Source organism: Actinosynnema sp. NPDC050436, from assembly GCF_040655415.1.
Taxonomy (GTDB): domain Bacteria; phylum Actinomycetota; class Actinomycetes; order Mycobacteriales; family Pseudonocardiaceae; genus Actinosynnema.
This window is the reverse complement of the sequence record NZ_JBFAJV010000018.1, coordinates 1-20,614: the sequence shown is the minus strand read 5'-3', so window position 1 is coordinate 20,614 and position 20,614 is coordinate 1. Positions and strand designations below refer to the sequence as shown.

Here is a 20,614-nt window from a genome sequence, read left to right as displayed (position 1 = left end):
TCGGTCCCCGGGCGGGTCTCACCCCTCGTAGGTGTCCTCCGGCGGCGTGATCGGCGTGATGTCGCGGACCGTGAACGTCGGCACGTAGGCGTTCTCGCGGGTCGCCGACCCGGGCACGACGCGGCCGACCGCCTCCACCCACTGGTCGGTGGGCAGCCCGGCGAAGTCCTGGCCGGTCATCAGCGCCTTGACCGGGGCGGCGTCGGCGGCGCAGCACGAGATGGTCAGCCGCGCCAGGTAGACGTTCTGCTCCTTGCGCACCACGAAACCGGTGAGCTTGACGGTCCGGTCGTTCAACGACCCCGAGTCGTCCCACGCGGTGCGGGTGACGAACTCGCCGATGGTCAGCGGGACCACCTCGTCCTTCGGCAGCGGCGCGAACCCGTTGCCCGCCTTGGACTCCTGCGCGGCGTTGCGGTCCGACCGGTTCACCGTGTCCGCGCCGAGCGCGGGCGGGCTGATCAGGAACACCGCGAGCACCGGCAGCAGCAGCATCCACGGGCTGCGGGACGAGCCGTGCTCGTGCCCGTCGTGGTGCACGTGACCACCCGCCGCCGCACCGCCGGCGTTGTCGCCGGCCGCGTCCTCGGCGGTCCCACCGGACTCGGCGACCGGGCTCGCGGCCGGCTGCCCGCGCCGCAGGTCGCGCGCGATGGCCACGACCGCCAGCAGGATCATCACCGCGCCGGTGCCGACCAGCCACGGTTGAAGCGACTCCTTGACGTAGCGCAGGTAGGTGCCGCTGAGCGCGAGCTTGAGCAGCGCGCCGCCGAGCAGCACCAGCAGGACGTTCTGGGTCTCCCGCCGCATCAGGACTCCCGCCTCGCCGGAGCGCCCGCCGGGGCGCTCACAGGAACACCGCACCCGCCGCCAGCGCGGACAGGATGGCCACCACGAACGTCACCGGGGCGAACCGGGCCGCGAACCCCCGGCCGAACGCCCCGGCCTGCAACGCGACCAGCTTCACGTCCACCGCCGGACCCACCACCAGGAACACCAGCCGGGGCAGCAGCGGCAGCGCGGACATCGACACCGCGACGAACGCGTCCGCCTCGCTGCACAGCGCCAGCACCACGGCCAGCAGCGCCATCACCAGCACGCCGAGCACCAGTTGCCCGCCGAGCGTCTCCAGCCACTCCGCCGGCACCAGCACGTTGAACGCGGCGGCGAACACCCCGCCGAGCACCAGGAAACCGCCGGCCTCGACCAGGTCGTGCCGGGCGGTCTCGGCGAACACCAGCCAGCGGGACGTGCCGTCGCGGTCGGGCAGCCGGCGCAACGCCCGTTCGGCGATCCACCCGGCCTTGCCGAACCGGGTCCACAACCAGCCCATCACCACGGCGGTGAGCAGTGAGCCGAGGAACCGCGCGGGCACCATCAGCGGCGCGTCCCGGAACGCCACGGCCGTGGAGACCAGCACGATCGGGTTCACCGCCGGCGCGGCCAGCAGGAACGACAGCGCGACGGCCGGCGCGACCCCCTGCTGCATCAGCCGGCGCGCGACGGGCACCGAGGCGCACTCGCACCCCGGCAGCGCGATTCCGGCGACCCCGGCCACCGGCACGGCCAGCGCCGTCTTCGACGGCAGCAGCCTGCGCAGCGCGCTCGGCGGCACGAAGGCCGCGATCGCGCCGCTGATGAGCACGCCGAGCACGAGGAACGGCATCGCCTGCACGCACACCGCGACGAACACCGTCGACGCCGTGCGCAGCACCGGCACGTCCAGCGCCGCCACCAGGCGGTCCTGGAAGAGCAGCGCGAGCACCAGCACCACGCACAGGACCTCCAGCGACGTCACCCGGAGGCGGGGCGGCGTGCGGCGCGGGCGTGACCCCCGGATTTCGCCAGTGATTGTCACTTTCGAGATGATGCCAGGTGCCGGCCCCGCCGCCGAACCGACCTACGTCGGGTCCTCGACCTCTTCGCGGAGCTCGTCGATCGTGGACAGCACGTCCATCGCGCTGCGCACCGGCAGCAGCGGCTCGACCACCGCCGTCACGCCCCGGCCCTCGGCGATCACCGACTCCGCCAGCGCCACCGCCTCGTCGCGCTCGTACGGGCCGCACACGAACGAGTCCCAGTCCTCACCCGCCGACGCCTCGAAGGTGATCGCCCACGGCAACCCCTCGACCTCCGCGTCGTCGTCCGGCTCGTACACGATCACCCCGGCCACGTCACGCACCGCCTTCCACGTCCGCGAGCAGTTCCGCCCGCAACTGGGACGCCGTGGACACCACCAGCATCAGCAGCGTGCTCAACGGCTCGGTGCGCATCCCCTCGGCCGGGAACGCGTACCGCAGGGTCACGTCCACCCCGCGTTCGGTGTGCACCACGCCCAGCGTGCCGAACAGGCCCTGGCCCGCCCGTTCCGCCGCCGACGCGGCCAGGTGGGGGCTCTTCGGCAGGTCCCACGCCACCACGCAGGTCAGGCTCAGCACGGTCAGCCCCTCGGCCAGCCGCATCGCCTGCACCGCGCACGGGACGTCGCCGTGCCGGAAGCTCAACGCCCCGTCGTCGTCCACGTGCACCTCGTGGAACAGCTCCAGCGCCTCGCGCGCCGAGGTGAGCAGCCGCCCGGTCACCTCGGCGTCGTCGGTCAGTGCGGGGTCGTCGGTCACTCGTCCTCCTCGTCCACGTCGGGCTTGTCCACCGCGCCCCCGAACCTCCGGTCCCGCCGGGCGTACGACTCGCACGCCCGCCACAGGTCCAGCCGGTCGAAGTCCGGCCACAGGATGTCCTGGAACACCATCTCCGCGTACGCCGACTGCCACAGCAGGAAGTTCGACGTGCGCTGCTCCCCCGACGGCCGGATGAACAGGTCGACGTCCGGCATGTCCGGCTGGTACAGGTACTTGGCGACGGTCCGCTCGTCCACCTTGTCCGGGTTGATCCGGCCGGCGGCGGCCAGCCGGGCGATCTCCCGCGCCGCGTCGCCGACCTCGGCCCGGCCGCCGTAGTTGATGCACATCGCCAGGTTCAGCACCCCGTTGTCGCGGGTGCGCTCCTCGGCGACCTCCAGCTCGTTGATCACGCTGCGCCACAGCCGGGGCCGCCGACCCGCCCACCGCACCCGCACGCCCAGCTCGTCCAGCTCGTCCGTGCGGTGCCGGATGACGTCGCGGCTGAAGCCCATGAGGAACCGCACCTCCTCCGGGCTGCGCCGCCAGTTCTCGGTGGAGAACGCGTAGAGCGACAGCCACTTCACGCCCAGCTCGATCGCACCCTTGGCCACCTCGACGACCACGGCCTCACCGCGCTTGTGCCCCTCGATGCGGGACAGGCCGCGCTGGTTGGCCCACCGGCCGTTGCCGTCCATCACGATGGCGACGTGCTTCGGCACGAGGTCGGCCGGGATCGGCGGCGGGACGGCGCCCGACGGGTGCGGTTCCGGGGGCCGGGGAACGCGCGCGACGCGTTCGGCCCGCCTTCGGCGAAGCATGTGGGCAGGTTCCTCTCGACGATCCGGTTCCCCGGGGTGCGGGCGCGATCGGCCACGCGGGCAGAGGGGGATGCGGTGCGGCTGGCGACTCTATCCGTCCGCCAGGGGTGCTTTGCGCTCGACCAGCGGCAGCGACCGGAGCTGCCGTTCGAGGTGCCACTGGAGGTGGGCCGCCACCAGGCCGCTGGCCTCGCGGCGCGGCGCGTTCGGGATGCCGTCCACCACGTCCCACTCACCGCGCAGGAGGGCGGCGAGCAGCCGCAGCGTGGCCTCGTTGGGCTGGGCGCTGCCCGGCGGCCGGCAGTTGTGGCACACCAGGCCGCCCGCGTGCACGTTGAACGCCCGGTGCGGGCCCGGGTCGCCGCAGCGCGCGCACTCGTGCACCGCCGGGGCCCAGCCCGCGAACGACATCGCGCGCATCAGGAACGCGTCCAGGATCAGCGAGGCGTCCCGCTCCTTCGCCGCCAGCGCCCGCAGCGCGCCGGTCACCAGCAGGTAGAGCCGCAGCACCGGCTCGCCCTCCTCGGCGGTGAGCCGGTCGGCCGTCTCCAGCACCGCGCACGCGGCGGTGTAGCGCTGGTAGTCGTCCACCAGGACGACGCCGAACGCGTCCAGCGTCTGCACCTGGGTGACCACGTCGAGCGAGCGGCCCGGGTAGAACTGGACGTCGACGTGGCCGAACGGCTCCAGCCGCGCGCCGAACCGCGACGACGTCCGCCGGACGCCCTTGGCGACCGCGCGCACCTTGCCGTGCTTCTGGGTCAGCAGGGTGATGATCCGGTCGGCCTCGCCGAGCTTCTGCACCCGCAGGACCACACCCGTGTCCCGGTACAGGTTGGCCATCGCGCCCCGCTCCCCCTCCCGCGCTCAGAACCCGAGTCTACGGAGCTGCTTCGGGTCGCGCTGCCAGTCCTTGGCGATCTTGATGTGCAGGTCCAGGTAGACGCGGGTGCCGAGCAGCTTCTCGATGTGCCGGCGGGCCGTGATGCCCACCTGCTTGAGCCGCTCGCCCCGGTGGCCCAGGATGATCGCCTTCTGGCTGGGGCGCTCCACGAACACGTTGGCGTGCACGTCGAGCAGGTCGTCCCGGCCCTCGCGGGGCAGCATCTCCTCCACCACCACCGCGATCGAGTGCGGCAGCTCGTCCCGGACGCCCTCCAGCGCGGCCTCCCGGATCAGCTCGGCGACGAGGGTCTGCTCGGGCTCGTCGGTCAGCTCGCCGTCCGGGTAGAGCTGCGGCCCCTCCGGCAGGCGGCCCACCAGCAGGTCGGTGAGCGTGTCGACCTGGAAGCCGTCCTGCGCGGACACCGGGATCAGCTCGGCGAAGTCCATCACGTCCTGCAGCGCGAGCAGCTGCTCGGCCACCTGCTGCTGGCCCACCAGGTCGGTCTTGGTGACGATCCCGATCACCGGCGTCCGCTTGGCGATCTTCGCCAGCTCGGCGGCGATGAACCGGTCACCGGGTCCGACCTTCTGGTCGGCCGGGACGCAGAACCCGACCACGTCCACCTCCGACCAGGTCTCCCGGACCAGGTCGTTGAGCCGCTGCCCGAGCAGCGTCCGGGGCCGGTGCAGGCCGGGCGTGTCGACCAGGACCAACTGGCCGTCGGAGCGGTGCACGATGCCCCGGATCGTGTGCCGGGTGGTCTGCGGCTTGCTGGAGGTGATCGCAACCTTGGTCCCCACCAGCGCGTTCGTCAACGTCGACTTGCCGGCGTTGGGCCGACCGACAAAGCAGGCAAACCCGGAGCGATGACCATCCATCCCCCCATTGTCCCCATCCCGCCCAACCCCGCCCCTCCACCCCTCGCACGACCGCTCACGGGCGTGTGCTGCACGAACGCACCACCCCCCGACCCGCCCGCGCCGCGGGCTCGCGGACGGGTCGGATCGAGGGGTGCGGATCCGGCGACAGGCGGCGCGGTGGCTGCGCGTGGACGTGAGGCGGCACTTCCCCGGAAAACCGGTGCCGCGCATTACCGGGGCTCGTTCCCGCACTGGTTCAGCGCGGGAACGAGCCCCCCGTCCCGCCGAATGCCGGCCGCCGATCGGCAAGCAACCGGACAGTGGCCGGTCAGGGGGAAATCGCCGGCGGGGTCACGCGGTTGAGTTCCAACTTCGGCGGCAGCGGACCACCCGTGACGAGCCACTGCTCCAGGTCGTCCATCACCGCGTCGTGCAGCACGAAACCCAGCCACACCGCCTTCGCGCCGGGTGGTTTGACCACGACGATGTTCGAGTTCTCGCACGCGTCCAGGCAGTCCGCCGTGCGCACGCGCACCCGGCCCCCTGAACGTTCCGCCACCGCTTCCAGCCGGCGCAACTGTTCCTCGTGGTCGTATTCCGGGTGTTTCTTCACCGTGCCGCAGCAACAGCCCCGGCACACCGTCACGTGCGCCACTACACGGTTTCCCGGAGCGTTCCCGTGCCGTCCGCGCGCAACACCGGGACGCCCGCCGTCAGGTCGCGGGCCGCCGCCACCGACTCCGCGTCGACCGCCTCCGCGCCCGTCACCACGGCCGCCGCTTCCAGACCTTCCGCACCGCTGGACACCGCCGCCGCCACGGCCGCCTGGAGCGCCGTCAGCCGCAACGACGGCAGCGCGACCGTGGTCGCCGCGTAGGTGCGGCCGTCGGTGTCGCGCACCGCCGCACCCTCGGCGGCACCGGTGCGCGCCCTGGCCGAGCGGGCCAGGGTGATGATCTTCGCGTCCTCCGGGTCGAGGTCGTGGTCGAGGTCAGTCACCGGGGGTTCCCTCCGCCGAAGTGTCACCGTTGTCGACCGGGCGCACGAGCACCGTGGTGATGCGCATCCGCCCGCGTTCGTCCTTGCCGCCCTCGGCCCGCATCCGCAGGCCCGCGATCTCCGCCTCGGTGCCCGGCAGCGGCACGCGGCCCAGCCGCTGGGCCAGCAGACCGCCGACGGTCTCCACCTCGTGGTCGTCCAGCTCCGTGCCGAACAGCGCGTCCAGGTCGTCCACCGGCAGCCGCGCGCTGACCCGCACCGAGCCGTCGGCCAGGTGCTCGACGGGCGGGCGGTCGTCGGTGTCGGACTCGTCGGTGATCTCGCCGACGATCTCCTCCAGGATGTCCTCGATCGTCAGCAGGCCCGCCGTGCCGCCGTACTCGTCCACCACGACCGCCAGGTGGTTGCGGGAGAGCTGCATCTCGCGCAGCAGGTCCGCGATCGGCTTCGAGTCCGGGATGAACGACGCGGGCTTCATCACGTCCGCGACGGACGTGCCGTTGGGCTCCTCGGCCAGCGTCAGGCGCACGAGGTCCTTCAGGTTCACCACGCCGACGATGTCGTCCACGCTCTCGCCGATCACCGGCACCCGGGTGTAGCCGGTGCGCAGGGACAGCGCCAGCGCCTGCCGCACGGACTTGGCCTGCTCGATCCACACGATCTCGGTGCGCGGCACCATCACCTCGCGGGCGATCGTGTCGCCCAGCTCGAACACCGAGTGGATCATCTCGCGCTCGCCCTCGTCCACGACGCCGCGCTCCTGCGCCATGTCGACCAGTTCGCGCAGCTCGACCTCGGACGAGAACGGGCCCTCGCGGAAGCCCTTGCCGGGCGTGATCGCGTTGCCGACCAGGATCAGCAGCCGCGACAGCGGCCCGAGCACCCGGCCGAGCACCCGGATCGGCGCGGCGGCGACGAGGCTCACCGCGTACGGGTGCTGCCGGCCGATGGTCCGGGGACCGACGCCGACCAGCACGTACGACACGACCAACATGCTCAGGCCCGCGACCAGCACGGCCACCCAGCCGGTCGGGATCAGCTCCAGGCACACCACGGTGACCAGCACCGTCGCCGACAGCTCGCAGCCCAGCCGCAGCAACAGCAGCAGGTTCACGTGCCGGGGCCGGTCGGCGAGCACCTGGATGAGCTGCCGGGTGCCGGCCCGGCCCTGGCGCTGGAGCGCCTCGACGCGCGCCCGCGACACCGTGCCCAGCGCCGCGTCCGCCCCGGCGAACGCGCCGGCCGCCAGCACGAGCGCCACGGCCAGCACGATGAGGCTGGTGGGGTCCCCCGTCACCTCGGCCGCCTCAGGCGGTCGGGTCGGGCCGGTCGGCGTCCTCCAGGCCCACCGCCCCGAGCAGCTTGGAGTCGGCCTCGCGCTGCGCGGACTTGCGCTCCGCCTCGGCGGCGGCGGTGCGGAAGTCGCCCAGGATCCGGTTCTGCAGGGTGAACATCTCGCGCTCCTCGGCGGGCTCGGCGTGGTCGTAGCCCAGCAGGTGCAGCACGCCGTGCACGGTCAGCAGGTGCAACTCGTCCAGCAGGCCGTGGCCCGCCTTCTTCGCCTGGTCCTTGGCGAACGCCGGGCACAGCACGATGTCCCCGAGCAGCGCGGGCCCGAGCCCGGCCGCGTCGGGGCGGCGGGCCGAGTCCAGCTCGTCCATCGGGAACGCCATGACGTCGGTGGGACCGGGCAGGTCCATCCAGCGCTGGTGCAGGTCCGCCATCACGTCCAGCTCGACCAGCAGGACGGACAGCTCGGCCAACGGGCTGACGCCCATCCGGTCCAGGGCGAACCGGGCGGCGGAGACGATGGACGGCTCGTCCACCGTCACGCCCGATTCGTTCGCGATCTCGATGCTCACGACGCCTATCGTCCCCGGCGTTGCCCGTGCGACCGCGCACCGGGTCCCGGGTGCTGCCTCCGGTCGTCGGCGAGGGCGTGCTCGTCCTGCTCGACCTGCCACTTCTCGTAGGCGTCCACGATGTCGGCGACCAGCCGGTGCCGGACGACGTCACTGCTGGTCAGCACGGAGAAGTGCACGTCCTCGACGCCGTCGAGGATCTCCCGCACGACCTTGAGCCCGGACCGCTGCCCACCGGGCAGGTCGACCTGGGTGATGTCGCCGGTCACCACGATCTTGGAGCCGTAGCCGAGCCGGGTGAGGAACATCTTCATCTGCTCGGGCGTGGTGTTCTGCGCCTCGTCGAGGATGATGAACGCATCATTCAGGGTACGGCCGCGCATGTACGCCAGGGGGGCGACCTCGATCGTCCCGGCCTGGGTGAGGCGCGGGATGGACTCCGGGTCGACCATGTCGTGCAGGGCGTCGTAGAGCGGGCGCAGGTAGGGGTCGATCTTCTCGTACAGGGTGCCGGGCAGGTAGCCGAGGCGTTCGCCCGCCTCGACGGCCGGGCGGGTCAGGATGATGCGGTTGACCTGCTTCGCCTGCAACGCCTGGACGGCCTTGGCCATCGCCAGGTAGGTCTTGCCGGTGCCGGCGGGGCCGATGCCGAACACGACGGTGTTCTGGTCGATCGCGTCGACGTAGTGCTTCTGGTTCAGCGTCTTCGGGCGGATGGTGCGGCCACGGCGGGAGATGATGTCGAGGCTGAGCACCTCGGCGGGCGACTCGCCGGTGCCCTCGGACAGCATCGCCACGGTGCGGCGGACCGTGTCCGGGCCGACCTGCTGGCCCCGGCCGGCCAGGGTGATCAGCTCGCTGAAGACGCGTTCGGCGAACGCCACGTCGGCGGGCGGGCCGGAGAGCGTGATCTCGTTGCCGCGCACGTGCACGTCGGCGTCGAGCAGCTCCTCGGCGAGCCGGAGGTTCTCGTCGCGCGAACCGAGCAGGGCGAGCACCGCGCCGTCGGGCACGGCGAACTTGGACTGGGCGTCAGCCGCGGCGTGGCCGGACTGCGGCTTGTTGTCAGCGGTGTCGGCCACGTGGCCTCGGGCCTGCTTCCTGCGCGTTCGCGCCGAACTGGGGTGTACTTGACCTACTGCCGTCGATGCTAGCCGCCACCACCGACACCGCGCACCGGAGTAAGAGCCGGTCGGACGGCACGACCGCCCGGCGGGGCGCGGGCTCGCGGTTCAGGCGGGCTGCGGGGCCGCCGGCCGGGGGCGCGTCGGTCGTCACTCGTTTCGGTGACCCGCAACCACGGGTGCGGGCCGGTCGCGCGGGGTCCGGGGACAACCCGGTAGGCGGATGTGTCCCAGCTCACAGCAGGCGCACCATGGGTCCCGGGGGTGGGTCACGTGGACTTCCGGCGGAGGACCTTCATCGGCGCGGCGGGGCTGGCGTTCACCGGCTGGGACCGGGACTGGCACCGGCTGCGGCTGTCCGGGCGGCTGGTACTGCCGGGCGACCCGGACTACGACGTGCAGCGGCGGCCGTTCAACACGCTCTACGAACAGCGCCGGCCGGCCGCGATCGCGCTGTGCGCGACGGAGGACGACGTCGCCCGGTGCCTGGAGCACGCGTCCCGGGAACGGCTGCCGGTCGCCGCGCGCAGCGGGCGGCACAGCTACGCCGGGTACTCCGTGCCGGAGGGCGGGCTGGTCGTCGACCTGGCGGCGCTGGCCGGCGTCCGACCCGGCCGGGAGGCCGTGGTGGGCGCGGGCACGTCGATGATCGAGCTGTACGAGCGGCTGGGCGCGGCGGGGCGGCTGCTGCCCGGCGGGACGTGCCGCAGCGTCGGGATCGGCGGGCTGGCGCTGGGCGGCGGGATCAGCGTGGTCGCCCGCGCCTACGGGCTGACCTGCGACCACCTGGTCGGCGCGCGGGTGGTGACGCCGGACGGCTGCCTGCGGCGGGTGGACGCGGAGCACGATCCGGACCTGTTCTGGGCGTTGCGCGGCGGCGGTGGCGGCAACTTCGGGGTGGTCACGTCGTTCCGGTTCGGCACCGCCCCGGCACGCGACCTGGTGCCGTTCGTGCTGATCACCCCGCCGGGTGCGGAGGTCGACGTGTTCGGCGCGTGGCAGGAGTGGCTCGCGGACCTGCCGGACGAGCTGTGGACGGCGTGCCGGCTGGAGATGGGCCGGCCGCCGTCGGCCCTGGTGTCGGGATGCTGGGTGGGCACGCCGGAGGGGCTCGCGCCGTGGCTGGACCGGTTCGCGGCGAAGGTGCCGGTGCTGTCCCGGGACGTCCGGCCGATGGACTACCTGACGGCCATGCGGCACTTCGCGGGCTGCCTGGACGGCTGCCCGCCGGTCGAGGGCAACCGGTTCGTCGCCTCCTCGCGGGTGCTGCGCGGACCGGTGGACCCGGCGACGGCGGTGCGGCTGGTGGACCGGCCCCGGTCCGGGGCGATCCTCTTCGACTCGTTCGGCGGGGCGATCGCGCGGGTGCGGCCGGACGCGACGGCGTTCCCGCACCGGGACGCGTCGGCGAGCGCGCAGATCTTCGTGGACGCCACCGGGGTGGCGGAGGCGGAGGCACGGCGGGAACTGGCCGAGGTGCGCGACGGGCTGGGCGCGTCGGGCGGGTACGTCAACTACATCGACCCGGAGATGCCGGACTGGCGGGCGGCCTACTACGGGCGCAACCACGCGCGCCTGCACCGGGTGGCCCGCCGCTACGACCCGGACCGGGTGCTGGCGTTCCCGCAGGCCGTATGACCAGAAGCGGGCCGTGGTCGACCGACCGACCTCGGCGCGGGACGCGCCGCCGGTGCTAGGCGAGCGCGCCGAGCTTGCGACCGCCGAGCAGGTGCAGGTGGGCGTGGAACACGGTCTGGCCGGCGTCGGCCCCGGTGTTGAACAGCAGGCGGTAGCCGGTGTCGGCGACGCCCTCGGCCTCGGCGACCCGGCCGGCGGCCAGGAACAGGTCGTCCAGCACGCGCGGCGCGGCGGCGGCCAGGGCTGCCGCGTCCGGGGCGTGCTCGCGGGGCACCAGCACGACGTGCGTCGGGGCCTGCGGCGCGATGTCGCGGAACGCCACGGTCGTCTCGGTCTCGTGCACGATCGTGGCCGGGATCTCGCCCGCGACGATCCGGCAGAACAGGCAGTCGGACATACCGCGCAGGCTACCGGGCGGTCTCGCGGACCAGGCGGAGCGCGGCGCTGCGGCAGGCGACCCAGGCGGACGTGCCGGGCGTGATCAGGTCCATGTGGCTGACGCCCGGCAGCACCACCAGTTCCGCTCCCGACGCCTCGGCGAAACCGATGCTCTGCTCCACCGGCACGTCCTCGTCCTCCTCGCCGTGCACCAGGACCAGCGGCTTGGCGATGGGCAGCAGGGCGGCGGGCGAGGCGTCGGCGTAGCGGTCGGGCACCTCCTCGGGGGTGCCGCCGAGCAGCTCGCCCGCGCGGCGGGTGACCTGCGGGTGGGCCAGGAAGTCCAGGACGCCCGCCTGGGCGACCGCGCCGAGCACCCGGGGGTGCCGGGCCGCCGCCCACACCGCGAGGTGGCCGCCCGCCGAGTGGCCGAGGGTGATCACGTCGGAGTCCAGCGCGTCGATGGCGGCCAGGACGTCGTCGCCGGTCTGCGGCCACCCGCCGCCGCCGTCCACGCGGCGGTACTCGACGTTGCACGCGGAGACGCCGTGCGCGGCGAGGTCGGTCGCCAGCGGGCGGCCCAGCTCCAACCCGTAGCGCTGGTGCCAGAATCCGCCGTGGATGACCACGACGACGGGGGAGCCGTCCGGTTCGCGGCCGGTCGACAACTCGGCGAACTGGCTCGGGTGGTCGCCGTACGAGATGCGCAAGTCATACCCCTGACGCAAAAAAGGGCCGCGTCGCGATGGGACCTGGGGGTCGCCCCACCGCGACGCGGCGACGCCGGACCGAGGGGGGAGGTGTCCGGCGAGACTGTGGTCTGAAGGGCCGATAGCGACTAGACCAATGCAACCCCTCAGGCCATGAGCGTAACCCCTATTCCGGCGGTTCGCCAGAAGTCCGGAACGCCCATCACCGCCAGCGATCGGTCAATGCACCCAGAGCACCCAAAGCCACCGCCGCGGCTGTCGACGCTCGCAGAACGGTAGGGCCCAGTCGCACCGCGTGCGCACCTGCCTCGGTCAACGCCGCCAACTCGTCGTCGGTGATGCCGCCTTCCGGACCCACCACCACCAATACCTCCCCCGCTTCCGGGAGCGGTACCGACTTGATGGTGTCCGAAGCCGATTCGTGCAAAACCAATGCAACTGCGGAAGACGCCGCCAAACGGGTCAACGCGGCGGTGCCGACGGGGTCGGCGACCTCCGGCACGCGCGCCCGCCGGGCCTGTTTCGCAGCCTCCCGCGCGGTCGCGCGCCAGCGCTCCAGGGCTTTCGCGCCGCGCGGGCCGTCGTCCCACTTCGCCACGCACCGCGCGGCCCGCCACGGCACCACGCCGTCGACGCCCGCCTCGGTCGCCAGCTCCACGGCCAGCTCTCCCCGGTCGCCCTTCACCAGCGCCTGCGCCACCACGACCCGCACGGCCGGCTCGGGCACGACCCAGCGGTCGACGACGGCGAGCCGCAGCGAGTCCTTCAGCGCCTCCTCGACCACGCACCGCACCTGCGCGCCCGTGCCGTCGGAGAGCACCAGCTCCTCCCCCGCCCGCAGCCGCCGCACGGTCGCCGCGTGCCGGCCCTCGGGGCCGTCCAGCAGCGCGGTGCCGCCGGACGGCAGCGCGGGCACGAGGAAGACGGGCAGGGTCACCGGTGGCCGCGACCGGCGCGCAGCCGCGAGAACAGGCCGCCGCCGCCCTTGCCGTTGTGGGCCAGGGTCGGCTCCTCCTCGCCGCGCGCGGCGGCCAGCTCGCGCAACAGCTCGGTCTGCCGGCCGTCGAGCTTGGTCGGCACCACGACCTCCAGGTGCACGTGCAGGTCGCCGCGCCCGTCGATGCGACCCGAGGAGCGCAGCCGGGGCATCCCCCGGCCGGTGAGCACCAGCTCGGTGTTCGGCTGGGTGCCGGGCTCGATCTCCAGCTCCTCGTCGCCGTCGAGGGTCTGCAGCGGCAGCACCGCGCCCAGGGCGGCGGTGGTCATCGGGATGCGCACCGAGCAGTGCAGGTTCGAGCCGTCCCGCTCGAACACCTCGTGCGGCACCTCCTCGACCTCCACGTACAGGTCGCCGGCGGGCCCGCCGCCGGAGCCGACCTCGCCCTGGCCCGCCAGCCGGACCCGCATCCCCTCGGCCACGCCCGCCGGGATCTGCACCGAGATGGTGCGCCGGGAGCGCACCCGGCCCTCGCCCGCGCACTGCCGGCACGGGTCGGGGATGACCTCGCCCAGCCCCCGGCACACCGGGCACGGCCGGGCCGTGACGACCTGGCCGAGGAACGAGCGCTGCACCGACTGCACCTCGCCGCGCCCGCCGCAGGTGTCGCAGCGCACCGGGGACGAGCCCTCGGCGCAGCCGCTGCCCACGCAGACGTCGCACAGGATCGCGGTGTCCACGGTCAGTTCGCGCGACGCGCCCGCAGCGCACTCCTCCAACGTCATCGACAGCCGGATCAGCGCGTCCGAGCCGGGCTGCACGCGGCTGCGCGGACCGCGCCCGCCACCGCCCGTGGCACCGAAGAACGCGTCCATGATGTCGCCGAGGCCGAAGCCCGAGAACGGGTCGCCCATGCCGCTGCCGCCACCGCCGCCGGACTGGAGCGGGTCCCCGCCCCGGTCGACGACCTCGCGCTTCCTCGGGTCCGACAGCACCTCGTAGGCAGCCGTCACCTCTTTGAAGCGCGCCTCCTCGTTGGGGTTGACGTCCGGGTGCAGCTGGCGCGCGAGCTTGCGGTAGGCGCGCTTGATCTCCTCGGGAGTCGCGTTCCTGGAGACCCCGAGCGTGCCGTAGTAGTCCCTCGCCACCGTGTGTCCTCCTGCGGGCGCGTTCAGCGCGCGTCCGCTCCCTTGCGAAACGTCCTGTCGGCCCGGGGTGTTCCCCCGACTAGCGTGCGGTCAGGATGTCCCCCACGTAGCTGGCGACCGCGAGCACGGCCGCCATCGTCCCGGGGTAGTCCATCCGGGTGGGCCCGACCACTCCCATGCCCCCGAGCAGGTTGTCCCGGCTCCCGTAGCCGATGGACACGACCGAGGTGCTGCGCATCTCGGCCGCCTCGTTCTCCTCGCCGATGTGCACCAGGACGGTGCCGGGGTCGCGGGACGCGGCGAGCAGCTTGAGCACCACGACCTGCTCCTCCAGCGCCTCCAGCACCTGGCGCAGCGAACCGGGGAAGTCTGCCACGTTGCGGGTGAGGTTCGCGGTGCCACCCAGCACCAGGCGCTCCTCCGGGTGCTCGACCAGCGATTCGATCAGCACCGTGCTCACCCGCAGCACCACGTCCCGCAGCTCGGCGGGCGCGCGGCCGGGCAGCTCGGCGACCTCGGCGGACGCGTCGGACAGCCGCTTGCCGACCATGGCCGCGTTGAGCATGGTGCGCATCCGCGCGACGTTCTCCTCGGTGATCACGTCCCCGAGGTCGACCGAGCGCTGGTCCACCCGCCCGGTGTCGGTGATCAGCACGAGCATCAGCCGGGCCGGTGTGATGGCGAGCACTTCGAGGTGCCGCACGGTGGAGCGGCTCAGCGTCGGGTACTGCACGACGGCGACCTGGCGGGTGAGCTGGGCCAGCAGCCGCACGCTGCGCCGCAGCACGTCGTCCAGGTCGTACGCGCCCTCCAGGAAGCTGCGGATCGCCCGGCGCTCCGGCGAGGACAGCGGTTTGACCTCGCTGAGCCGGTCGACGAACAGCCGGTAGCCCTTGTCGGTCGGCACTCGGCCGGCGCTGGTGTGCGGCTGGGTGATGTAGCCGTCCTCCTCCAGCGCCGCCATGTCGTTGCGGACCGTGGCGCTGGACACCCCCAGGTTGTGCCGTTCCACCAGGGCTTTCGACCCCACCGGCTCCTGGTTGGAGACGTAGTCGGCGACGATCGCGCGCAACACTTCGAACCGGCGCTCATCGGTGTTCACCGCGTGTCACCTCCACTCCGACGGACCTGCCCCCCACGAGTTTACGAAAGGCGGTGGCCCCGCGGTGACCGGTCGAGGGGAAAGTGGGTGGCACGGGCCCGGCCGGCGTGGGAGCGTCGGCCGGTGCTGACCGAGATCCAGGCGTCCCTGCGGGCGTCGCTGCGCCCCGACGCCGAGCGGATCGGGCCGTTCCTGGTCCGGTTCGACGCGCACAGCGACAACCCGTTCATGAACTACGCGGTGCCCGAGGAGGGCGCCGCGCCGACCCCCGCCGACGTCGAGGCCCTGGTGGCGGCGTTCCGCGCGCGGGGGCGCACGCCGCGCCTGGAGTACCTGCGCCCGTTCCCGGCGGTGGACGCCGCGCTGGAGGAGGCCGGGTTCACCGTGGACCAACTGCTGCCGATGATGGCCGTCGAGCGGGCCGACCTGGTCGTGCCGGACGTGCCCGAGGGCGTGCGGCTGGTCGACGCGACCTCGGACGACGAGCTGGCCCGACTGACCGAAGCGCAGCACCGGGCCTTCGGAGTGGACCCGATCCCGCGCGACGCGGCGGTGCGGCGGCAGCGGTCGCTGCTGGACGACGGCGGTTCGCTGCTGCTGGCCGTGGTCGACGGGACGGCGGTCGGCGGTGGCGCGATCACCGGGCCCGCCAACGGGCTGGCGCAGGTCGCCGGCATCGCCGTGGTGCCGGAGCACCGGGGGCGCGGCATCGCGTCGGCGGTGTGCGGCGAGCTGACCCGGCGGGTGTTCGCCGCCGGGTGGACGCCGTTCCTGGAGACCGAAGCGGACGGCAAGGCGGGCCGGCTGTACGGGCCGATCGGCTACCGGACGATCGGCCAGTCGGCGGCCATCTCGCTCAAGTGACGCACCCCGCCGTCCGCGCGGCAGCCGTTCGCCGGAAGCCGGCCGGGTGAGGCGGCAGCCGGTCAGGTGAGGCGGCGGACGACGGCGTCGGCGAGCAGCCGGCCCCGGTCGGTGAGCACGCAGCGGCCCCGGGCCAGGGCGTCGGGGTCGAGCAGGCCGTCGTCGGCGGCGGCCTTCGCCTCGGTGCGGGCGGCCGGGTCGAGCACCTCGACGGGCAGGCCGGTCGCCAGCCGCAGCTCCAGCAGCACCCGCTCGACCCGCCGGTCCTCGGCGGACAGCGCCTCCCGGCCGGCGGCCGGCGACGCGCCGGCGGCCAGCAGCTCGCTGTACTTGGCCGGGTGCTTGACGTTCCACCAGCGGACGCCGCCGACGTGGCTGTGCGCGCCGGGGCCCGCGCCCCACCAGTCCGCGCCCTGCCAGTACAGGACGTTGTGCCGGCACTCGGCGGCGGGCGAGGCGGCCCAGTTCGACACCTCGTACCAGTCCAGGCCCTGCGCGGTGAGCGCGGCGTCGACCAGCTCGTACTTGTCGGCCAGCACGTCGTCGTCGGGCATCGGCAGCTCACCCCGGCGCACCCGGCGGGCCAGTGCGGTGCCCTCCTCCACGATCAGCGCGTACGCCGACACGTGGTCCACGCCCGCCTCGCCCACCGCGTCCAGGGACGCGCGCAGGTCGTCGGCTGTCTCCCCGGGCGTGCCGTAGATGAGGTCCAGGTTCACGTGGTCGAAGCCGGCGGCGCGCGCCTCGCGGGCGGCGGCCGGCGGGCGTCCGGGGGTGTGCGCGCGATCCAGCACGGTCAGCACGTGCCGGGCGGCGGACTGCATCCCCAGCGACACCCGGGTGTAACCCGCGTCACGGATGCCGGCGAAGAACTCCGGCGAGGTCGACTCGGGGTTGGACTCCGTGGTCACCTCGGCGTGCTCCGAGAGGCCGAACGACGACCTGACGGCGGACAGCACGTCGGCGAGGCCGTCCGCGCCGAGCAGTGACGGAGTGCCACCGCCGACGAAGACCGTGTCGGCCGGCGGTGGGCTGCCCAGCACGGCCGCCGCGAGGTCCAACTCGCGCCGCACGCCCTCCAGCCACGAGCCGGGCGACGCGGAAGTGCCCAGCTCACCGGCGGTGTAGGTGTTGAAGTCGCAGTAACCGCACCGGGTCGCGCAGAACGGGACGTGCACGTAGACGCCGAACGGGCGGGTGCCGAGACCGGCCAGGGCGGTCACGGGCAGTGAGCCGTCGGGCGGCGCGGGGTCGCCGATCGGCAGAGCGGAGGGCATGGCCCCCATTGTCCCATCTACCAGCACCGGGACGTCCGTCCCACCATGCGGATGGCGGTGGACCACGGGGTGGACGCGTGGCACGCTGACTGGCATGACGTCGAACGGAGTGCGCCTGGTGGTCCGCCGCCACGTCGACTTCCGTCGCGTCTCCAGCGCGATGTGCCGTCCTTCGGCATAGCCCGCGCCTGACACGTGCTGTTCCCGTCGGCGCCGGGTGCGCTGACGAGACCCCCACCACATGCCCCACCGGGACTCGCACGCGCACCAGCGCCCCGAATCCCCGGAGGACGAGGATGGTCCCCCCGACGAGTGCGCCGCAGCGTGCCAAGCAGCGCCGAGGTGAGGGGCAGTGGGCGCTGGGCTACCGCGAACCGCTGAACCCCAACGAGCGGAGCAAGAAGGACGACAACCCGCTCAACGTGCGGGCGCGGATCGAGAACATCTACGCCCACGGCGGGTTCGAGTCGATCGACCCGGCGGACCTGCGCGGCAGGTTCCGCTGGTACGGCCTCTACACCCAGCGCAAGCCGGGCATCGACGGTGGTCGCACGGCCACCCTGGAGCCCGAGGAGCTCGACGACGAGTACTTCATGCTGCGCGTCCGGATCGACGGCGGGCGGCTGACCACCGCGCAGCTCGCGCTGGTGGGTGAGCTGTCGCAGCGGTACGCGCGCGACACCGCCGACATCACCGACCGGCAGAACGTCCAGTACCACTGGATCCGCATCGAGGACGTGCCCACGATCTGGCGGGAGCTGGAGGCGGCGGGGCTGACCACGATGGAGGCGTGCGGCGACAGCCCCCGGGTGATCCTGGGCTCGCCGGTCGCGGGCATCGCCGAGGACGAGGTGCTCGACGGCTCGGGCGCGATCGACGAGATCCTGACCCGCTACATCGGCGACCCCCGGTTCGCCAACCTGCCGCGCAAGTTCAAGACCGCGATCTCCGGCCTGCCGGACGTGGCGCACGAGATCCACGACGTGGCGTTCGTCGGCGTGCAGCACCCCGAGCACGGCCCCGGGTTCGACCTGTGGGTCGGCGGCGGGCTGTCCACCAACCCGATGATCGGCAAGCGGCTGGGCGCCTGGGTGCCCGCCGACGAGGTGCCCGACGTGTGGGAGGGCGTGATCAGCGTCTTCCGCGACTACGGCTACCGCCGGCTGCGGCACCGGGCGCGGATCAAGTTCCTGGTCGCGGACTGGGGCCCGGAGAAGTTCCGGCAGGTGCTGGAGGACGAGTTCCTGGGGCGCAAGCTGGTGGACGGGCCCGCGCCCGTGGTGCCGGAGATCCCCTACGACCACATCGGCGTGCACCGGCAGAAGGACGGCCTGCACTACGTCGGCGCGGCCCCGATCGCGGGCCGGGTGTCGGGTTCCACGCTGGTCGAGGTCGCCAGGGCGGCCGAGCGGGCCGGGTCGAACCGGGTCCGGCTGACCCCGCAGCAGAAGCTGATCGTGCTCGACGTCCCGGAGTCCGGGGTCGCCGCGCTGCAGGCCGAGCTGGCGGGGCTGGGGCTCCAGACCGAGCCGTCGCCGTGGCGGCGCGGTGTGATGGCGTGCACCGGCATCGAGTTCTGCAAGCTGGCGATCGTCGAGACCAAGGCCCGCGCGGTCGACCTGGTGTCGGTGCTGGAGGAGCGGCTGGCCGACGTCGTCGAGGGCGTGACCGCGCCGATCTCGGTGCACATCAACGGCTGCCCGAACTCGTGCGCCCGCATCCAGACCGCCGACATCGGGCTCAAGGGCCAGATCGTCACCGACGCGGACGGCAACCAGGTCGAGGGCTTCCAGGTGCACCTGGGCGGCGGGCTGGGCCTGGACGCCGGGTTCGGCCGGAAGCTGCGCGGCCACAAGGTGACCGCCGCCGAGCTGTCCGGGTACGTGGAGCGCGTGGTGCGCAACTTCGTCGGGCAGCGCAAGGACGACGAGCGCTTCGCCCAGTGGGTGGCCCGCGCCGACGAGGCCGACCTCCGATGAGGGCGGCCACGTCCCCGGCGTCCGCGCCGCGCACCGGTCGGGAGAGGTCATGAGCGAGCGCGCGACGCCGTTCTACTGCCCTTATTGCGGTGACGAGGACCTCCGTCCGCAGGAGGAGCCGGCCTACTCGTGGCTGTGCTCCTCCTGCCGCCGCGTGTTCACGGTGAAGTTCGTGGGTCTCAACCTTCCTCAGGAGGTGCAGCGATGACCGCCCCCACCAGGGTCGAGGAGCTGAAGGTGATCGCCGAGGCGGCCTCGGCCGAGCTGGCCGACGCGTCCGCCGAGGAGGCGCTCGCCTGGACCGCCCGGACGTTCGGCGAGAGCTGGATCGTCGCGTCGAACATGCAGGACGCCGTGCTGATCGACCTGGCGGTGAAGGTCAAGCCGGACGTGGACGTGCTGTTCCTGGAGACCGGCTACCACTTCGCCGAGACGATCGGCACCCGCGACGCGGTGGACCTGGTCTACCCGGGCGTGCGCATCGTCAACGCCTCGGCCGAGCAGTCGGTGGCCGACCAGGAGCGCGAGTTCGGCCTGCTCAACCAGACCGACCAGGCCCGGTGCTGCCACCTGCGCAAGGTGGTGCCGCTTCAGCGCACGCTGGGCAACTACGACGCGTGGGTCACCGGGGTGCGCCGGGTCGACGCGCCGACCCGCGCGAACACGCCCGTCGTGCAGTGGGACGAGCGCAACGGGCTGGTGAAGGTCAACCCGATCGCGCCGTGGTCGGACGACGAGTTCAACGCCTACATCGCCGAGCACGGGATTCTGGAGAACCCGTTGGTGCAGGCCGGTTATCCCTCCATCGGCTGTGCGCCGTGCACCGCGAAACCCCTGCCGGGGGCGGACCCGCGCAGCGGCCGGTGGGCGGGCACAGCGAAGACAGAATGCGGGTTGCACGGATGACGACGACCGAGGTCCCGGTTCCCGGGACGGACACGTTGGGACGCCTCGAATCCGAAGCGATCCACATCTTCCGGGAGGTCGCGGGCGAGTTCGACCGGCCGGTGATCCTGTTCTCCGGCGGCAAGGACTCGACGTTGCTGCTGCACCTGGCGGTGAAGGCGTTCTGGCCCGCGCCGGTGCCGTTCCCGCTGCTGCACGTCGACACCGGCCACAACTTCGACGAGGTCATCGAGTTCCGCGACCGCGTCGTGGCGCGGCACGGGCTGCGCCTGGAGGTGGCCAGGGTCCAGGACTACATCGACGACGGCCGTCTCGCGGAACGCCCGGACGGCACCCGGAATCCGTTGCAGACCGTTCCGCTGCTGGACGCGATCACCTCTCACAGATTCGACGCGGTGTTCGGCGGCGGACGCCGCGACGAGGAGCGGGCGCGGGCCAAGGAGCGCATTTTCAGCCTACGGAACGCATTCGGTCAGTGGGAGCCCAGGCGGCAGCGTCCCGAATT

24 protein-coding genes are annotated in these 20,614 nt (G+C 73.0%); 6 read left to right on the top strand and 18 right to left on the bottom strand.

What is annotated here, in order from left to right; all coding sequences use genetic code 11:
• Positions 1-18 precede the first annotated feature (18 nt).
• From AB0I60_RS31955 to AB0I60_RS31900, 12 genes are all read right to left on the bottom strand, one after another.
• Positions 19-810 carry a TIGR03943 family protein gene (locus AB0I60_RS31955; RefSeq protein WP_360736425.1) on the bottom strand — a complete coding sequence of 264 codons (792 nt, stop codon included), beginning with the start codon at positions 808-810 and terminating at the stop codon, positions 19-21.
• 37 nt (positions 811-847) lie between these two features.
• Positions 848-1,858, bottom strand: coding sequence for a permease (locus AB0I60_RS31950; protein WP_360736422.1), 1,011 nt, complete (start codon positions 1,856-1,858; stop codon positions 848-850).
• A 42-nt stretch (positions 1,859-1,900) separates the two neighbouring features.
• Positions 1,901-2,173: a hypothetical protein gene (locus AB0I60_RS31945; protein ID WP_360736420.1), complete on the bottom strand. Its 273-nt coding sequence runs from the start codon at positions 2,171-2,173 to the stop codon at positions 1,901-1,903.
• 1 nt (position 2,174) lies between these two features.
• Entirely contained in the window at positions 2,175-2,600 is a 426-nt protein-coding gene (locus AB0I60_RS31940; protein WP_360736706.1) for a hypothetical protein, read from the bottom strand.
• A gap of 14 nt (positions 2,601-2,614) precedes the next feature.
• The gene (locus AB0I60_RS31935; protein WP_360736417.1) at positions 2,615-3,439 is read right to left on the bottom strand and encodes an isoprenyl transferase; all 825 of its coding nucleotides are present in this window, start codon (positions 3,437-3,439) and stop codon (positions 2,615-2,617) included.
• A 90-nt stretch (positions 3,440-3,529) separates the two neighbouring features.
• Complete coding sequence (gene recO / locus AB0I60_RS31930) at positions 3,530-4,282, bottom strand: DNA repair protein RecO (RefSeq protein ID WP_360736415.1); 753 nt, start codon at positions 4,280-4,282, stop codon at positions 3,530-3,532.
• Positions 4,283-4,306: 24 nt separating this feature from the next.
• The gene (gene era / locus AB0I60_RS31925) at positions 4,307-5,203 is read right to left on the bottom strand and encodes a GTPase Era (RefSeq protein WP_360736412.1); all 897 of its coding nucleotides are present in this window, start codon (positions 5,201-5,203) and stop codon (positions 4,307-4,309) included.
• A 310-nt stretch (positions 5,204-5,513) separates the two neighbouring features.
• Positions 5,514-5,798: a (2Fe-2S) ferredoxin domain-containing protein gene (locus AB0I60_RS31920; protein WP_360736409.1), complete on the bottom strand. Its 285-nt coding sequence runs from the start codon at positions 5,796-5,798 to the stop codon at positions 5,514-5,516.
• A gap of 41 nt (positions 5,799-5,839) precedes the next feature.
• Positions 5,840-6,184, bottom strand: coding sequence for a cytidine deaminase (locus tag AB0I60_RS31915; RefSeq protein WP_360736406.1), 345 nt, complete (start codon positions 6,182-6,184; stop codon positions 5,840-5,842).
• Entirely contained in the window at positions 6,177-7,481 is a 1,305-nt protein-coding gene (locus AB0I60_RS31910) for a hemolysin family protein (protein ID WP_360736403.1), read from the bottom strand. The genes AB0I60_RS31915 and AB0I60_RS31910 overlap by 8 nt, the downstream gene beginning before the upstream one ends.
• A 10-nt stretch (positions 7,482-7,491) precedes the next feature.
• Complete coding sequence (gene ybeY / locus AB0I60_RS31905; RefSeq protein WP_360736400.1) at positions 7,492-8,046, bottom strand: rRNA maturation RNase YbeY; 555 nt, start codon at positions 8,044-8,046, stop codon at positions 7,492-7,494.
• Positions 8,047-8,051: 5 nt separating this feature from the next.
• Positions 8,052-9,128 (bottom strand): PhoH family protein, encoded by a 1,077-nt coding sequence (locus tag AB0I60_RS31900; protein ID WP_360736397.1) that lies wholly within the window; start codon positions 9,126-9,128, stop codon positions 8,052-8,054.
• Between the two features lie 315 nt (positions 9,129-9,443).
• On the opposite strand from AB0I60_RS31900, the gene AB0I60_RS31895 reads away from it, so the two are divergent.
• Positions 9,444-10,808, top strand: coding sequence for an FAD-binding oxidoreductase (locus AB0I60_RS31895; RefSeq protein WP_360736395.1), 1,365 nt, complete (start codon positions 9,444-9,446; stop codon positions 10,806-10,808).
• A gap of 55 nt (positions 10,809-10,863) precedes the next feature.
• Here the strand turns inward: AB0I60_RS31895 and AB0I60_RS31890 are convergent, their stop codons facing one another.
• From AB0I60_RS31890 to hrcA, 5 genes are all read right to left on the bottom strand, one after another.
• The gene (locus AB0I60_RS31890) at positions 10,864-11,205 is read right to left on the bottom strand and encodes a histidine triad nucleotide-binding protein (protein ID WP_360736393.1); all 342 of its coding nucleotides are present in this window, start codon (positions 11,203-11,205) and stop codon (positions 10,864-10,866) included.
• A gap of 10 nt (positions 11,206-11,215) precedes the next feature.
• Positions 11,216-11,896 carry a prolyl oligopeptidase family serine peptidase gene (locus AB0I60_RS31885; RefSeq protein WP_360736391.1) on the bottom strand — a complete coding sequence of 227 codons (681 nt, stop codon included), beginning with the start codon at positions 11,894-11,896 and terminating at the stop codon, positions 11,216-11,218.
• A 202-nt stretch (positions 11,897-12,098) separates the two neighbouring features.
• Positions 12,099-12,833, bottom strand: coding sequence for a 16S rRNA (uracil(1498)-N(3))-methyltransferase (locus AB0I60_RS31880; protein WP_360736389.1), 735 nt, complete (start codon positions 12,831-12,833; stop codon positions 12,099-12,101).
• Positions 12,830-13,981, bottom strand: coding sequence for a molecular chaperone DnaJ (dnaJ, locus tag AB0I60_RS31875; protein ID WP_360736387.1), 1,152 nt, complete (start codon positions 13,979-13,981; stop codon positions 12,830-12,832). Before dnaJ ends, AB0I60_RS31880 begins: the two co-directional genes overlap by 4 nt.
• A 79-nt stretch (positions 13,982-14,060) precedes the next feature.
• A complete protein-coding gene (gene hrcA, locus AB0I60_RS31870) occupies positions 14,061-15,083 on the bottom strand; it encodes a heat-inducible transcriptional repressor HrcA (protein WP_360736384.1) in 1,023 nt (340 codons plus the stop codon).
• 123 nt (positions 15,084-15,206) lie between these two features.
• Here hrcA and AB0I60_RS31865 point away from each other — a divergent pair, with 123 nt between their 5' ends.
• Positions 15,207-15,947, top strand: coding sequence for a GNAT family N-acetyltransferase (locus AB0I60_RS31865; RefSeq protein ID WP_360736382.1), 741 nt, complete (start codon positions 15,207-15,209; stop codon positions 15,945-15,947).
• A 62-nt stretch (positions 15,948-16,009) separates the two neighbouring features.
• On the opposite strand, the gene hemW is transcribed toward AB0I60_RS31865, so the two are convergent.
• Positions 16,010-17,224, bottom strand: coding sequence for a radical SAM family heme chaperone HemW (gene hemW / locus AB0I60_RS31860; RefSeq protein WP_360736380.1), 1,215 nt, complete (start codon positions 17,222-17,224; stop codon positions 16,010-16,012).
• 296 nt (positions 17,225-17,520) lie between these two features.
• On the opposite strand from hemW, the gene AB0I60_RS31855 reads away from it, so the two are divergent.
• From AB0I60_RS31855 to cysD, 4 genes are all read left to right on the top strand, one after another.
• Complete coding sequence (locus AB0I60_RS31855) at positions 17,521-19,203, top strand: nitrite/sulfite reductase (RefSeq protein ID WP_360736378.1); 1,683 nt, start codon at positions 17,521-17,523, stop codon at positions 19,201-19,203.
• 49 nt (positions 19,204-19,252) lie between these two features.
• Positions 19,253-19,411 carry an Insertion element protein gene (locus tag AB0I60_RS31850; protein ID WP_360736376.1) on the top strand — a complete coding sequence of 53 codons (159 nt, stop codon included), beginning with the start codon at positions 19,253-19,255 and terminating at the stop codon, positions 19,409-19,411.
• Positions 19,408-20,109 (top strand): phosphoadenylyl-sulfate reductase, encoded by a 702-nt coding sequence (locus tag AB0I60_RS31845; protein ID WP_360736374.1) that lies wholly within the window; start codon positions 19,408-19,410, stop codon positions 20,107-20,109. The genes AB0I60_RS31850 and AB0I60_RS31845 overlap by 4 nt, the downstream gene beginning before the upstream one ends.
• On the top strand, positions 20,106-20,614 hold a 509-nt coding region (gene cysD, locus AB0I60_RS31840), incomplete at its 3' end, for a sulfate adenylyltransferase subunit CysD (protein ID WP_360736372.1). The genes AB0I60_RS31845 and cysD, both read left to right, overlap by 4 nt.

Excerpts from the sequence above, each read along its gene's own strand:
- AB0I60_RS31855 (WP_360736378.1), top strand. The coding sequence starts at position 17,521 with ATGGTCCCCCCGACGAGTGCGCCGCAGCGTGCCAAGCAGCGCCGAGGT.
- AB0I60_RS31935 (WP_360736417.1), bottom strand. The coding sequence starts at position 3,439 with ATGCTTCGCCGAAGGCGGGCCGAACGCGTCGCGCGCGTTCCCCGGCCC.
- AB0I60_RS31890 (WP_360736393.1), bottom strand. The coding sequence starts at position 11,205 with ATGTCCGACTGCCTGTTCTGCCGGATCGTCGCGGGCGAGATCCCGGCC.
- AB0I60_RS31850 (WP_360736376.1), top strand. The coding sequence starts at position 19,253 with ATGAGCGAGCGCGCGACGCCGTTCTACTGCCCTTATTGCGGTGACGAG.
- AB0I60_RS31845 (WP_360736374.1), top strand. The coding sequence starts at position 19,408 with ATGACCGCCCCCACCAGGGTCGAGGAGCTGAAGGTGATCGCCGAGGCG.
- hemW (WP_360736380.1), bottom strand. The coding sequence starts at position 17,224 with ATGCCCTCCGCTCTGCCGATCGGCGACCCCGCGCCGCCCGACGGCTCA.
- AB0I60_RS31955 (WP_360736425.1), bottom strand. The coding sequence starts at position 810 with ATGCGGCGGGAGACCCAGAACGTCCTGCTGGTGCTGCTCGGCGGCGCG.
- era (WP_360736412.1), bottom strand. The coding sequence starts at position 5,203 with ATGGATGGTCATCGCTCCGGGTTTGCCTGCTTTGTCGGTCGGCCCAAC.
- recO (WP_360736415.1), bottom strand. The coding sequence starts at position 4,282 with ATGGCCAACCTGTACCGGGACACGGGTGTGGTCCTGCGGGTGCAGAAG.